At 70.0% G+C, this 13,202-nt stretch carries 12 protein-coding genes; 4 read left to right on the top strand and 8 right to left on the bottom strand.

Annotated elements, in window-relative coordinates:
- Window positions 1–6: 6 nt before the first annotated feature.
- Together grpE and hrcA are read right to left on the bottom strand one after the other, a co-directional pair.
- Window positions 7–627 carry a nucleotide exchange factor GrpE gene (gene grpE / locus ACU4E7_RS10570; protein WP_238119691.1) on the bottom strand — a complete coding sequence of 207 codons (621 nt, stop codon included), beginning with the start codon at window positions 625–627 and terminating at the stop codon, window positions 7–9.
- A gap of 108 nt (window positions 628–735) precedes the next feature.
- On the bottom strand, window positions 736–1,830 hold the full coding sequence (hrcA, locus tag ACU4E7_RS10575; protein ID WP_238119693.1) for a heat-inducible transcriptional repressor HrcA: 1,095 nt from the start codon (window positions 1,828–1,830) through the stop codon (window positions 736–738).
- Between the two features lie 217 nt (window positions 1,831–2,047).
- Between hrcA and rph the strand changes: the two genes are divergently transcribed.
- From rph to mutL, 4 genes are all read left to right on the top strand, one after another.
- Complete coding sequence (gene rph / locus ACU4E7_RS10580; protein ID WP_238119695.1) at window positions 2,048–2,764, top strand: ribonuclease PH; 717 nt, start codon at window positions 2,048–2,050, stop codon at window positions 2,762–2,764.
- Window positions 2,761–3,396, top strand: coding sequence for an RdgB/HAM1 family non-canonical purine NTP pyrophosphatase (rdgB, locus tag ACU4E7_RS10585; protein ID WP_447021485.1), 636 nt, complete (start codon window positions 2,761–2,763; stop codon window positions 3,394–3,396). The genes rph and rdgB overlap by 4 nt, the downstream gene beginning before the upstream one ends.
- A gap of 221 nt (window positions 3,397–3,617) precedes the next feature.
- Window positions 3,618–4,739, top strand: a complete 1,122-nt coding sequence (gene hemW, locus ACU4E7_RS10590) for a radical SAM family heme chaperone HemW (protein WP_447021486.1) — start codon at window positions 3,618–3,620, stop codon at window positions 4,737–4,739.
- Window positions 4,740–4,838: 99 nt separating this feature from the next.
- The gene (gene mutL, locus ACU4E7_RS10595; RefSeq protein WP_447021487.1) at window positions 4,839–6,728 is read left to right on the top strand and encodes a DNA mismatch repair endonuclease MutL; all 1,890 of its coding nucleotides are present in this window, start codon (window positions 4,839–4,841) and stop codon (window positions 6,726–6,728) included.
- A 63-nt stretch (window positions 6,729–6,791) separates the two neighbouring features.
- Here the strand turns inward: mutL and ACU4E7_RS10600 are convergent, their stop codons facing one another.
- From ACU4E7_RS10600 to gap, 6 genes are all read right to left on the bottom strand, one after another.
- Window positions 6,792–7,580 carry an inositol monophosphatase family protein gene (locus tag ACU4E7_RS10600; RefSeq protein ID WP_447021488.1) on the bottom strand — a complete coding sequence of 263 codons (789 nt, stop codon included), beginning with the start codon at window positions 7,578–7,580 and terminating at the stop codon, window positions 6,792–6,794.
- Window positions 7,581–7,749: 169 nt separating this feature from the next.
- Window positions 7,750–8,913 (bottom strand): tetratricopeptide repeat protein, encoded by a 1,164-nt coding sequence (locus ACU4E7_RS10605; protein ID WP_447021489.1) that lies wholly within the window; start codon window positions 8,911–8,913, stop codon window positions 7,750–7,752.
- A 47-nt stretch (window positions 8,914–8,960) separates the two neighbouring features.
- Window positions 8,961–9,611: a thiamine phosphate synthase gene (locus ACU4E7_RS10610; RefSeq protein ID WP_447021490.1), complete on the bottom strand. Its 651-nt coding sequence runs from the start codon at window positions 9,609–9,611 to the stop codon at window positions 8,961–8,963.
- A gap of 172 nt (window positions 9,612–9,783) precedes the next feature.
- Window positions 9,784–10,806, bottom strand: coding sequence for a class I fructose-bisphosphate aldolase (locus ACU4E7_RS10615; RefSeq protein WP_447021491.1), 1,023 nt, complete (start codon window positions 10,804–10,806; stop codon window positions 9,784–9,786).
- Between the two features lie 151 nt (window positions 10,807–10,957).
- Window positions 10,958–12,154 (bottom strand): phosphoglycerate kinase, encoded by a 1,197-nt coding sequence (locus ACU4E7_RS10620; RefSeq protein ID WP_238119711.1) that lies wholly within the window; start codon window positions 12,152–12,154, stop codon window positions 10,958–10,960.
- Between the two features lie 20 nt (window positions 12,155–12,174).
- Window positions 12,175–13,182 carry a type I glyceraldehyde-3-phosphate dehydrogenase gene (gap, locus tag ACU4E7_RS10625; RefSeq protein WP_238119713.1) on the bottom strand — a complete coding sequence of 336 codons (1,008 nt, stop codon included), beginning with the start codon at window positions 13,180–13,182 and terminating at the stop codon, window positions 12,175–12,177.
- Window positions 13,183–13,202: the final 20 nt, after the last annotated feature.

Consider the following 13,202-nt stretch of genomic DNA (forward strand, 5'->3'; position numbering starts at 1 on the left):
GTGCGTTCAGCCCTGCGGCTTGGCGTCCGCGTTCGGCTCTGCCTTCGGACCACCGCGGGAGACGCCCACCATGGCGGGGCGCAGCACCCGGTCGCCGATCACATAGCCGGCCTGCACCACCTGGACCACGGTGCCGTTGGGCACGCTCGCATCCGGCACCTCGAACATGGCCTGATGCAGGTTCGGGTCGAACTTCTCGCCGCGCGGCTCGATCTTGCGCACCTTGTGCTTTTCCAGCGCCTGGGCGAGGCCGCGCTCGGTGATCTCGATGCCTTCCAGCAGCGCCTTCACCGGGCCTTCCGCCTTGTCCTTGGTCTCATCATCCACCGCCGAAAGGGCGCGGGAGAGGTCGTCGGCCACGGTCAGCATATCGCGGGCGAAATTGGCGATGCCATAAACCTTGGCGTCGGCGATCTCCTTGTCGGCGCGGCGCCGCACGTTCTCCGCTTCCGCGAAGGCGCGCAGGAACTTGTCCTTCAAGGTGGCGATTTCCGCCTCCAGGCGGTCCTTCTCGCCTGATGTCTCGGCTCCGGCCTGCGCGGGGGCGGCGGCGGGCGCGTCGGGGGCCGCTGCCGCCGTCGCGTTCACATCGTCGCCGGTCTCGGGCGCGCTCGTCTGCTCGCTCATCCGGTCTTTCCTTTTGGCTGGGATTTGGCCCCGAAGGGGGCCGAGCCGTCTGTCTCACGGCATATCGGGGGGCGGGCGCGAAAAATCAAGCCTGCGCGCGGCTTCTTCTCAGGCCGCATCCACCCCCGGGGCGCCCAGCACCCGGCTCACCAGCCGGGCGGTGAAGTCCACCATGGGCACGATGCGTCCGTAATTGAGCCGGGTGGGGCCGATCACCCCCAGCACCCCCACCACCCGGCCCTGGCCATCGCGATAGGGGGCGACGATGGTGGAGGAGCCGGAGAGGGAGAATAGCCGGTTTTCGGAGCCGATGAAGATGCGCAGCGCCTGCGCCTCCTCGGCGCGGCCCAGCAGGTCCACCACCTCGCGCTTGGATTCCAGATCGTCGAACAGGAGGCGGATGCGCTCCAGGTCCTCCAGCGCATGGAGGTCCTCCAGCAGTTTGGCCTGGCCACGCACGATCAATTTGCGCTCCGCCGGTTCGTCGCCGGACCAGGAGGCGAGGCCGTCCTCCACCACCCGGGCGGTGATGGCGTCGAGATCGCGCCGCAGTTCTGCCAGAAGGTTTTCCATCTCCGCCCGCGCTTCCGCCAGGGTGCGGCCGCGGATGTGGGAATTCAGGAAATTGGTGGCCTCCGCCAGCGCCGACACAGGCAGGCCGGGCGGCAAAGCGAGGGCGCGGTTCTCCACCTGCCCATCCTCCGACACCAGGATCACCAGCGCCCGGCCGGGATCAAGCGGCACGAACTCCACATGCTTCAGGCGCGGATCGGTCTTGGTGGCGGTGACGACGCCGGCGCCGCGGGCAAGGCCCGAGAGCAGGGTTGAGGCCTCCTGCAACACCCCTTCCACCGTGGTGGTCTTGGCGGCGGCCATCACCTGGGTTTCGATATTGGTGCGGTCGCGGGCGTTGACGTCGCCCACCTCCATCAGCGCATCCACGAAGAAGCGCAGCCCGCGCTCGGTGGGCAGCCGCCCGGCGCTGGTGTGGGGGGCATAGATGAGGCCTGCCGCTTCCAGGTCCGCCATCACGTTGCGCACCGAGGCGGGCGACAGGGTCATGGGGATGAGGCGCGAGAGATTGCGCGAGCCCACCGGCTCGCCGGTGGCGAGATAGCTCTCGACGATCTGGCGGAAGATCTCCCGCGCACGGGCGTCGATCTGCGCCAGCGCGCCGGAGGACAGGGACAGAAGAGGATCCATCGCCACGGTTCCACACGCCTCAGGTCAGGGCCCGGCGGGCGCCCCGGATGGCCGGTTTTGCCCGCCGCTCCCCATTATGTGTCGTCTCCGCCGGCCGGCTTCAAGCGGTATCGGTGGCCGACGCCTTGCCGGAAGGCCCGCGCGGCGCCTAAAAGGAGCGCCCGAAAGCCCGCACCGGCGGGCCTTTCCAGAATCTGAAGTCATGAAGGAACATGCCATGCGCCCCAGCAAGCGCGCCAGCAACGAGATGCGCGCCGTATCGTTCGAACGGGGCGTGATGCGCCATGCGGAAGGCTCGTGCCTGGTCAAGTTCGGCAACACCCACGTGCTCGTTTCCGCCACCCTGGAAGAGCGCCTGCCGCCGTGGCTGAAGGGCCAGGGGCGCGGCTGGGTGACCGCCGAATATGCCATGCTGCCCCGCGCCACCCATGATCGCACCCGGCGCGAATCCACCACCGGCCGCCCGTCCGGTCGCACCCAGGAAATCCAGCGGCTGATCGGCCGCTCGCTGCGCTCGGTCACCGATCTCGTGGCCATGGGCGAGAAGCAGATCACCATCGACTGCGACGTGATCCAGGCCGATGGTGGCACCCGCACCGCCTCCATCACCGGCGCCTGGATCGCCCTGCACGACTGCCTGTCGTGGATGTATGCGCGCTCCATGATCAAGGAGATGCCGCTGAAGCAGCACGTGGCGGCGGTCTCCTGCGGCATCTATGAGGGCACGCCGGTGCTCGATCTCGACTATGCCGAGGATTCGGTGGCCGAGACCGACGCCAATTTCGTGATGACCGGCACTGGCGGCATCGTCGAGATCCAGGGCACCGCCGAGAAGACCCCCTTCACCCAGGACGAGCTGCTGGCGCTGCTGGGCCTCGCCAAGGACGGCGTCGACCAGCTGGTGGCGCTGCAGAAGCAGGCGATTGGCAAATGAGCCACCGGCGCCTCACCGGGCGGCTGGTGGTCGCCACCCACAACCCCGGCAAGCTGATCGAGATGCGCATGCTGCTCGAGCCGTTCGGGGTGGAGGCGGTCTCCGCCGGTGAGCTCGGCCTGCCCGAGCCGGAGGAGACGGAGACCACCTTCGAGGGCAACGCCCGCATCAAGGCGGTGGCGGCGGCAAAGGCGGCGAACCTGCCGGCCTTTGCCGACGATTCCGGCCTCGTCATCGATGCTCTGGGTGGCGCGCCCGGCATCCATACCGCCCGCTGGGCGGGGCCGGACCGCGACTTCGAGATGGCCATGGAGAAGGTGGAGGCGGCCTTGCAGAAGGTCGGCGCCACCGCTCCGGAGCAGCGCCGCGCCCGGTTTGTCTCGGCCTTGTGCCTCGCCTGGCCCGATGGGCACCTGGAGGAGTTCCAGGGGGTGGTGGACGGCACCTTGGTGTGGCCGCGCCGGGGCGCCAAGGGCTTCGGCTACGACCCCATGTTCGTGCCCGAGGACCACACGCGCACCTTCGCCGAGATGACCGCCGACGAGAAGCACGCCATGCCCCCCAAGGGCTTCGGCCTCTCGCACCGCGCCCGCGCCTTCCTGAAGCTCTCCAAGGCCTGCCTGGAAGGATGAGCGACTTGCCCGCCGTCATCTGCTCGCCCGATGCGAACCCTCTCCCGCCTGCGGGGGAGGGCAGGGTGGAGGCGTGCGCGGACGGCGCGGCGGAGCATCAGGGAAGGGCGGCGCCTTTCCCCCTCCCGTTTTCTCCTCCTTTCCCCCTCCCCAACCCTCCCCCGCAAGCGGGAGAGGGGGCTACCGGGCAGGGGACCGACGACGGTGGTTTCGGGGTCTATGTGCATTGGCCCTTCTGCCTCGCGAAATGCCCCTATTGCGACTTCAACAGCCACGTGCGGCGTGCGCCGCCGGATCAGGCCCGCTTCCTCGCCGCCTATCGGCGCGAGATCGCCGCCATGCGGGCGCTCACCGGGCCGCGGCGGGCGCAGACCGTGTTCTTCGGCGGCGGCACCCCTTCGCTGATGGATCCGCAGACGGTGGCCGGCGTGCTGGCCGCCATTCATGAGGCCTGGCCACTCACCGCCGATGCGGAGATCACCCTGGAGGCCAACCCCACCTCGGTGGAGGCTGCCCGCTTCCACGGCTACCGGGCGGCGGGGGTGAACCGGGTGTCCCTCGGGGTCCAGGCGCTGAACGATGCGGACCTGAAGAACCTCGGCCGCATGCACAGCGTGGACGAGGCGTTGGCGGCGGTGGCCATCGCCCGCAGCGCCTTCGAGCGGGTGTCGTTCGATCTCATTTATGCCCGTCCGCGCCAGACCCCGGAGGCCTGGGCGCAGGAGCTGAAGCGGGCGCTGGCGGAGGGCTGCGAGCATCTCTCCCTCTACCAGCTCACCATCGAGCCGGGCACGCCGTTCGAGCGGCTCTATGGCGCCGGCAAGCTGATCCTGCCCGATGACGACCTCTCCCGCGCCCTGTGGGACGTGACCCGGGAAGTGACGGCGGAGGCCGGCCTGCCGGCCTATGAGATTTCCAACCACGCCCGCCCCGGCGCTGAGGCCCGGCACAATCTCGTCTATTGGCGCTATGGCACCTATGCCGGCATCGGCCCCGGCGCCCATGGCCGGATTGCCGTCGACGGCGAACGCCGCGCCACCTTCACCGAGCGGATGCCCGACGCCTGGCTCGACCGGGTGGCGACGCAGGGCCATGGCATGGTCTCCGACGAGACGCTGACCCGCGCCGAGCAGGGGGATGAGATGCTGCTCATGGGCCTGCGCCTGAAGGAGGGGGTGGACCTGCGCCGTTATGCGCGCCTCGCCGGCCGGCCCCTGTCCCCCGCCCGCATCGCCGATCTCGCCGCCGCAGGGCTGGTGCGGCAGGCGGGCGACCGCCTCGCCGCCACCGAGGCCGGCTTCCCGGTGCTCAATGCGGTGATTGGCGCTTTGGCTGAGGATTAGAGCGTTTGTGCACGGCCCCGTGCCGTGCCTGCCCGGCGCCATGATCCGCGTTAACATTCCCTTCACCATCCCTTGAGTCGCCCGGAGGCGCCGTGCCTGATGTCCATTCGTCGCCTGCCCCCCGTGCTCATCGACCGTATCGCCGCCGGCGAGGTGGTGGAGCGGCCGGCCGCGGTGGTGAAGGAGCTCATGGAAAACGCCATGGATGCCGGCGCCCGGGCGGTGGAGGTGATCCTCGCCGGTGGTGGCCGGGATCTGGTGCGCATCACCGATGACGGCGCCGGCATGGGGCCGGACGACCTCGCCCTGTGCATCGAGCGGCACGCCACTTCCAAGCTCGCCAGCGAGGACCTGCTGGCCATCAACACCCTGGGCTTTCGCGGCGAGGCGCTGCCCTCCATCGGCGCGGTGGCGCATCTGGCCATCACCAGCCGGCCCAGGGGCGCGCCCCATGCCTTCGAGGTGCGGGTGGATGGCGGGGTGGTGACGCCGCCGCGCCCGGCGGCGCTCGCCGAGGGCACGCGGGTGGAGGTGCGCGACCTGTTCTTCGCCACTCCGGCGCGGCTCAAGTTCCTGAAATCCGACCGCGCCGAGGCCATGGCGGCGGTGGATGTGGTGCGCCGGCTGGCCCTGGCGCGCCCGGATGTGGCGGTGACCCTGGTCAATGAGGACAAGCCGGCCATCACCTGGCCCGCCCGCAGCCGGGATGCCGCCGGCCGAGCCGCCCGCCTTGCCGATGTGCTGGGGGCGGAGGTGGGGCGCAATGTCATCACCATTGCCGGCGAGCGGGGCGGGGTGACGCTGGAGGGCCTCGCCGGCCTGCCCAGCTATTCCAAGGCCAATTCGCTGAGCCAGTATCTGTTCGTCAACGGCCGGCCGGTGCGCGACAAATTGCTGATGGGCGCCATCCGCGGCGCCTATTCCGACCTTTTGCCCTCGGACCGCTACCCGGTGGTGGCGCTGTTCTTCGCGCTCGACCCGCGCGAGGTGGATGTGAACGTGCACCCGGCCAAGACCGAGGTGCGCTTTCGCGACGGCGGCAATGTGCGCGCGCTCATCGTGCGCACCCTCACCGATGCCCTGGCCGAGCGGGTGCCGCGCACCGCCGGCACCATCGCCGATCGCCTCGTCACCCTCGCCCGCGCGCCGGAGCTGGAGTCGCCGCCACCGGCCCTCGGGGTTGCCGCTCCCGGCTGGTCGGTTCCGCCTCGCACGGCCGCCTTCGCGCCGCGCGGCGGCTATGACTGGCGCACGTCACCGGCCCGGCCACTGCCGGCGGACGGCTTCGCCGAGCCTTTGGCGCTGGAGCAGGCGCCAGCGGGGCCGGACGGGCAGGGGCGTCTCGACATCGCTCTCCCCTCGGCCGATGCGCGGGCCGATGCCGCTCCGGTCCATGCCGCCGACCTCGACCGCCCGCTCGGCGCGGCGCGGGCGCAGCTGCACGAGACCTATATCGTCGCCCAGACCCGCGACGGGCTGGTGCTGGTGGATCAGCACGCGGCCCATGAGCGGCTGGTCTATGAACGGCTGAAGGCCGGCCTCGACCGCGATGGCGTCGCCCGCCAGGGGCTGCTCATTCCCGCCGTGGTGGATCTCGACCCGGCCGAGGCGGAGCGGCTCGCCGACAAGGCGGCGGATCTCGCCGCCTTGGGCCTCGTGGTGGAGCCGTTCGGCCCCGGCGCGGTGCTGGTGCGCGAGGTGCCGGCTCTGCTCAAGGATGCGGACGTGACGCGGCTGGTGCGCGATCTCGCCGAGCATGCGGCGGAATGGGACGATGCGCTGCCCCTGGAGCGGCGCCTGCTGCACGTGGCGGCCACCATGGCCTGCCACGGTTCGGTGCGGGCGGGGCGCCGGCTCAGGGTGGAGGAGATGAACGCGCTGCTGCGGGAGATGGAGGCCACGCCAAATTCCGGCGAGTGCAACCACGGCCGCCCCACCTTCGTCACCCTCTCCCTGAAGGACGTGGAAAAACTGTTCGCCCGGCGCTGAGCTGCTCCAACGAAAATGCCCGGCACGGGGCCGGGCATCGAACGTCAGGGATGATCGGACCGCTCAGGCGCTCTTCAAAAGGCGCAGCAGGTCGCGGTGCATCAGCTCGTTGCCGGCCAGCACCTCGCCCTTCTCCAGGGTCTTGTCGCCGCCGTCCATGTCGGAGATGAAGCCGCCGGCTTCCTTCACCATCACCAGGCCGGCCGCCATGTCCCAGGGGGCGAGCTTGCGTTCCCAGAAGGCGTCGAAGCGACCGGCGGCCACCCAGGCGAGATCGAGGGCGGCCGAGCCGGTGCGGCGCAGCCCCGCCACCTGCTTCTGCACCACGGCGAGCTCGGCGTTGAACTGCTCATGGTTGCCGCGGCCCATGTGCGGCAGGCCGCAGCACACCACGCAATCGGCCAGCTTGCGACGGGCCGCCACCCGCAGGCGCCGGTCGTTGAGATAGACGCCCTGGCCCACCTCGGCCACGAACAATTCGTCGGTGGCCGGGTTGAAGATGACGCCGGCCATGGGCACGCCATTGCGCAGCAGCGCCACCGAAATGGCGAACATGGGAATGCCGTGCAGGAAATTGGTGGTGCCGTCGAGGGGATCCACCACCCATTCGTTGGCGGGGTCGGTGCCTTCCACCCGGCCGCGCTCCTCCATCAGGAAGCCATAGCCGGGCCGCGCCTTCGACAGCTCGGCGAACAGCACGTCCTCGGACTTGCGGTCGGCGGCGGAGACGAAATCCGCCGGGCCCTTGGTGGAGACCTGCAACTGCTCCACCTCGCCGAAATCGCGGATGAGGGCGCGGCCCGCCTTGCGGACGGCCTGGACCATGACGGTGATGAGCGGTGAGCGGATCATGCGGGCACTCTGAAGCGGCTGGCCGGCGAGGCGGCGGGGAAACGACGCGGGAGCGCCAGACGGCGCCGGGCGAGGATGCGGGATGTTGGGGGGACGTGTGCCCGCCGGAAACGGCGCCGTCAAGGCACACGCGCCGCGCGCGCCCCGTCAATGCACTTTCAGGCCGCATTCATTTGGCTGCGGCGGGTTTGGCGGCGGGCTTGGCAGGGGCCGTCGGTGCGGTTTTGGGCGCAGGCGCGGCAGCCCCTGGCGCGCCGTTGGCCGAGGATGCCAGATCGGCGCCCCAGCGGTTGGCCAGGGCCTGGGCGCGGGCGCGCTCTTCGGGCGAAAGCTCGGCGACCACCTGGTCGAGCATGGGATCGCCCAGCCCGCGGCTCTTGGCCATGAGGTGCCAGGTGGCGGCAGCCACCCGGTCCTGTGCGGTGCCCCGGCCCACCGCCAGCAGGCGCGCATAGCGGTTCTGGGCGATGACGTTGCCCGCCAGCGCGGCCTTGCGGAACCAGGCGGCGGCCGCCGCCTCGTCCTTCGGCACGCCGTTGCCGTTGAACTGCATGATGGCGAATTCCACCTGCGCCGTGACATGGCCGAGCTTGGCGGCGCGACCCATCAATTGCCCCGCCCCGGGCAGGTCGCGCTCCACCCCATTGCCGGATTTCAGCAGCACGGCGAGGGCGTATTGGGCGTCCTCCACGTCCTGCTCGGCGGCGATCTCGAACCAGTGGGCGGCCTGCCGCATGTCCTGCCGCATCTGGCGTCCCTGCATGTACAGCAGGCCGAGATTATAGGCTGCGGCGCCATTGCCCTTCTCTGCCGCCTTGCGGAACAGCTTGGCCGCCTTCTCCTCGTTGCTGGCGCCGTCCTGGCCGGTGAGCTCCATCATCCCCAAGGCGAAATTGGCATCGTCGGAGCCGAGGTCAGCCGCCTTGTGGTACCACTGCGTTGCCTTCTTCGGGTCATAGGGCACACCCACCCCGTGGCCGTAGAGCTCACCCAGCAGGGTCATGGCGGCCGCGTCCTGGCCGCCGGCTGCGCGGGCCTGGGCGTCCTTCAGGGCGGTCAGGTAATAGCCCCGCTGATAGGCGCCATAGGCGACGTCGCCGCTGGCGCCGGGGCTGTCGAGGTGAGGAAAGGTGGTTGGTGGCGCAATCCCCAGCAGCGGCGCCGGGGCCTTGGCCGAAGCCCCCTCGGGTCCCGGCTTGGCGCCGGGGGGCGCCTCGGGCGCCGCCGGCTTCGGTTTCGGCTGCGGCTTGGCGGTGCTGCGGGTGGCGGGCTTTGTGCGTTCCTCGGCGCGGACCGGGGCGACCATCGAAAAGGCGAGCAGAAGACCGAGCACCGCCACGCCCGTCCTGGCCCACCCGCAAGCGCGGCGCCGCGCCCCGCTCATGGTGCGCGATCCGCGCCGTCGGCCGCGATGATGTCCTGGGCCGCGATGATGTCCTGGGCGGCGCGGATCTGGGCCGGGGCGTCGTCGGCGCCCGTCAGGGGGGCGGCGAGGGCGATGAAGTCGGCGCCGGCGGCGGCGAGGGTGGCGACCGCTTCGAGATCGGCGGCGACGCCCACGCAGGGAATTTCAAACAGCTCGGTCCACCACACAACCATGTCGCGGGTGCGCGGCAAGCTGGCGGGTGCTCCGTCGAGATCGCCGAACAGGACGTAGTCGGCGCCCGATTCGCCGGCCTCCATGGCCTCGTGCCGGCTCTCCAGCCCGCCGGCGCCGACGATGGCCTCGGGCTTCAGGGCCTTGAGGGTGGCGGCGAGCGTGGCCGGGGTGCCCACATGCACGCCGTCGAGCCCGGCCGCGGCGGCAGGCGCGGCATCGGCGGCCAGCACCACGGCGCAGTCGAGGGCTTGCAACGGCGCGGCGAGGGCACGAAGCGCTACCGGATCGAGCGGGGCCGCCGTGGGGGTCAGAATCACCGCCGCCACGTCACCGGCCGTGGCGCAGGCGGTGGCGTGAGCGGGGGTGAGGCTGCCGGTGAGCGGCAGGATCAGCATCAGACGGGCGCCGGGCGGCGGAGCAGGGTGCGACATGGGGTGATCGGTCGGCCAAGAAAGGGGCGAATTGGCGGCAGGAGGGCGGTTCGGGCCCCATTGCCTCGCGGACCGGGATCGAGCCGGCCGCTGCGGAACCCCGGGGCGCGGATGTCCCCGGGCATGAAAAAGGCCGGCGCAGGGCCGGCCTTTCACAAGGGAGGCGCGGCGATCAGGCCGCCTTCTGCTCTTCGCCGGCCGACCACAGGCCGCGCGCCGCCAGGGAGTTCATGCGGGCGCGGTGGGTGAAGGCCGCCTGGGCCGCGGCGACGTTCTCCGCCTTGCCCGACCACGCCTTCTGCGGCGCCGCCTGCAGGGCGCGACCATAGGAATAGGTGAGCTTCCAGGGCAGGCCGCCCAGCTTCACCATGGCGTCGAGGTGGGCCGTGGCCTCCTCGTCCGACTGGCCGCCGGAGAGGAAGGCGATGCCGGGCACCGCGCCGGGCACGCAATTCTTGAGCAGGCGCACGGTCTTTTCCGCCACCTCTTCCACCGACGCCTTCTGGGCGCACTTCTTGCCGGGCACCACCATGTTGGGCTTCAGCACCATGCCTTCCAGGCGGATGCGCTGATGGTAGAGCTGATAGAAGGTCTCCTTCAGCACGAACTCGGTCACCGCATAGCAGCGATCGATGGTGTGGTCGCCGTCCATCAGCACTTCCGGCTCGACGATTGGCACGATGCCGGCTTCCTGGCACAGGGCCGCATAGCGGGCCAGCGCCTGGGCATTGGCTTCCACCGCGCCGCGGGAGGGGATGCCGGCGCCGATATCGATCACCGCGCGCCACTTGGCGAAGCGGGCACCGAGATCGCGATATTCCTTCAGCCGGCCGGCGAGGCCGTCGAGGCCTTCGGTGATGGTTTCGCCCGGGCAGAACGGCAGCGGCTTGGCGCCGGCGTCCACCTTGATGCCTGGCAGCGCACCGGCCTGCTCGATGAGCGCCACCAGCGGGGTGCCGTCGGCGGCCTTCTGGCGGATGGTCTCGTCATAGAGAATGACGCCGGAGATGTAGTTCTGCATCGCCTCGGTGGAGCGGAACAGCAGCTCGCGATAGTCGCGGCGGTTGCCTTCCGTGGACTCCACGCCGATGGCGTCGAACCGCTTCTTGATGGTGCTGGTGCTCTCGTCGGCCGCCAGGATGCCCTTGCCGTCGGCCACCATTTTCTGCGCGTTCGCGTCGAGCTCCGCCGTCATGCCTTGAAATCCTGCTTTGCCGCCACATTGGGCGGATGGAAGGTTTGGGTTTGACCGGCCCGCCGCGGAACCCGAGGTCCACGACGGGCGGTTACGCAACTGAGAAGAGGCCCGGGCCGGCACGCGCCGCTCCGGGCCGAACGATCCGCCGTCAGCGGTGGGAGCACAGGGCCTCGACGCCGGGCAGGGCCTTGCCCTCCAGCCATTCGAGGAAGGCGCCACCAGCGGTGGAGACATAAGAGAACTCGTCCGCCACCGCGCTGTGGTTGAGCGCGGCCACGGTGTCGCCGCCGCCCGCCACCGACAGCAGCTTGCCGGCGGTGGTGAGGGCCGCGACCTCCTTCGCCACCGCCACCGTGGCGGCATCGAAGGGGGTGATCTCGAAGGCACCGAACGGGCCGTTCCAGACCACGGTCTTCACGCCCTTGAGCTTCTCCTTCACCAGCGCGACCGTGGCCGGGCCGGCGTCGAGGATCATCTCGTCGGCGCCCACATGGTCCACGTCCACCACCCGGTGCGGGGCGTTGGCCTTGAACTCCTTGGCCACCACCGCGTCCACCGGCAGCACGATCTCGCACTGGGCGGCCCTGGCCTTCTCGAGAATGGCCCGGGCGGTCTCGCCCAGATCATGCTCGCACAAGGACTTGCCCACGTTGTGCCCCATGGCGGCCAGGAAGGTGTTGGCCATGCCGCCGCCGATCACGAGGATATCCACCTTCTGCACGAGATTGCCGAGCAGCTCGAGCTTGGTGGAGACCTTGGCACCACCCACCACTGCCAGCACCGGACGCTCAGGCGCCTCCAGGGCCTTGGTGAGGGCATCGAGCTCGCCCTGCATGCAGCGGCCGGCGAAGGCCGGCAGCCGATGGGCGAGGCCCTCGGTGGAGGCGTGGGCGCGATGGGCCGTGGAGAAGGCGTCGTTCACATAGACATCGCCGAGCTTGGCGAGGGCCTCGATGAAATCCGGCGCGTTCTTTTCCTCACCCGCGTGGAAGCGGGTGTTCTCCAGCACGATCACATCGCCGGCGGCGAGCCGGGAGATGGCATCGGCCGCCGCCTCGCCCACGCAATCGGAGGCGAAGGCGACGGAATGGCCGAGCTGGGCTTCCAGCGCCTTGGCGACGGGCGCCAGGGACTGGCTTTCGTCACGGCCCTTGGGCCGGCCGAAATGGGCCAGCAGCACCGCCTTGCCCCCCTTCTGCGTGATGGCGCGGATGGTGGGCAGGATGGCCTTGAGGCGGGTGTCGTCGGTCACGCGCCCACTTTCCATGGGCACGTTGAGATCCACACGGACCAGCACCCGCTTCTGGGTGAGGTCCGCATCGTCGAGGGTGCGGTAGGCGGTCATCGGTGCGCCCCCCTGTCCGCTCAGCCGAGCTTGCCCATGGCGACGGCGGTGTCGCTCATGCGGTTGGAGAAGCCCCACTCGTTGTCGTACCACGACAGCACCCGCACCAGCGTGCCGTCCATCACCTTGGTCTGATCCAGGTGGAAGGTGGACGAGTTGGGATTGTGGTTGAAGTCGATGGAGACGTTGGGCTGGTCGGTGAAGCCGAGGATGCCCTTCAGCGGGCCGTTGGCGGCGGCGATGATGGCCGCGTTGATCTCATCCTTGGTGGTCGACCGCTTGGCGATGAACTTGAGGTCCACCACCGAGACGTTGGGGGTCGGCACGCGGATGGAGGTGCCGTCGAGCTTGCCATTGAGCTCCGGCAGCACCAGGCCCACCGCCTTGGCGGCGCCGGTGGAGGTGGGGATCATGGACATGGCCGCCGCGCGGGCCCGGTACAGATCCTTGTGCATGGTGTCGAGGGTCGGCTGGTCGCCGGTATAAGCGTGAATGGTGGTCATGAAGCCCTTCTCGATGCCGACCGCATCGTTGAGGACCTTGGCCACCGGGGCGAGGCAGTTGGTGGTGCAGGAGGCGTTGGAGACCACCAGGTGCTCGGCGGTGAGTTTCTGGTGGTTCACGCCATAGACCACGGTGAGGTCGGCGCCGTCGGCCGGGGCCGACACCAGCACCCGCTTGGCGCCGGCGGTGAGGTGGGCGGCAGCCTTCTCCCGGGAGGTGAAGATGCCGGTGCACTCGAGGGCGATCTCGACGCCGAGCTCCTTGTGGGGCAGCTCGGCTGGGTTGCGCACGGCGGTCACCTTGATGGGGCCGCGACCCACGTCGATGGTGTCACCAGCCACCTTCACCTCACCGGGGAAGCGGCCGTGCACGCTGTCGAAACGCATGAGGTGGGCGTTGGTCTCGACCGGGCCGAGATCGTTGATCGCCACCACCTCGATGTCGGTGCGGCCCGATTCGATGATGGCGCGCAGCACGTTACGGCCGATGCGTCCAAAACCGTTGATGGCCACCTTGACGCTCATGTCTCATCCTCCATAGCCGG

This window comes from Xanthobacter sp. ZOL 2024 (genome assembly GCF_052932325.1).

What these genes read in the sequence shown, in the direction of transcription:
- grpE (WP_238119691.1), bottom strand. Translation starts at nt 627, where the DNA reads ATGAGCGAGCAGACGAGCGCGCCCGAGACCGGCGACGATGTGAACGCG.
- hrcA (WP_238119693.1), bottom strand. Translation starts at nt 1,830, where the DNA reads ATGGATCCTCTTCTGTCCCTGTCCTCCGGCGCGCTGGCGCAGATCGAC.
- rph (WP_238119695.1), top strand. Translation starts at nt 2,048, where the DNA reads ATGCGCCCCAGCAAGCGCGCCAGCAACGAGATGCGCGCCGTATCGTTC.
- rdgB (WP_447021485.1), top strand. Translation starts at nt 2,761, where the DNA reads ATGAGCCACCGGCGCCTCACCGGGCGGCTGGTGGTCGCCACCCACAAC.
- mutL (WP_447021487.1), top strand. Translation starts at nt 4,839, where the DNA reads ATGTCCATTCGTCGCCTGCCCCCCGTGCTCATCGACCGTATCGCCGCC.
- ACU4E7_RS10600 (WP_447021488.1), bottom strand. Translation starts at nt 7,580, where the DNA reads ATGATCCGCTCACCGCTCATCACCGTCATGGTCCAGGCCGTCCGCAAG.
- ACU4E7_RS10610 (WP_447021490.1), bottom strand. Translation starts at nt 9,611, where the DNA reads ATGTCGCACCCTGCTCCGCCGCCCGGCGCCCGTCTGATGCTGATCCTG.
- ACU4E7_RS10615 (WP_447021491.1), bottom strand. Translation starts at nt 10,806, where the DNA reads ATGACGGCGGAGCTCGACGCGAACGCGCAGAAAATGGTGGCCGACGGC.
- ACU4E7_RS10620 (WP_238119711.1), bottom strand. Translation starts at nt 12,154, where the DNA reads ATGACCGCCTACCGCACCCTCGACGATGCGGACCTCACCCAGAAGCGG.
- gap (WP_238119713.1), bottom strand. Translation starts at nt 13,182, where the DNA reads ATGAGCGTCAAGGTGGCCATCAACGGTTTTGGACGCATCGGCCGTAAC.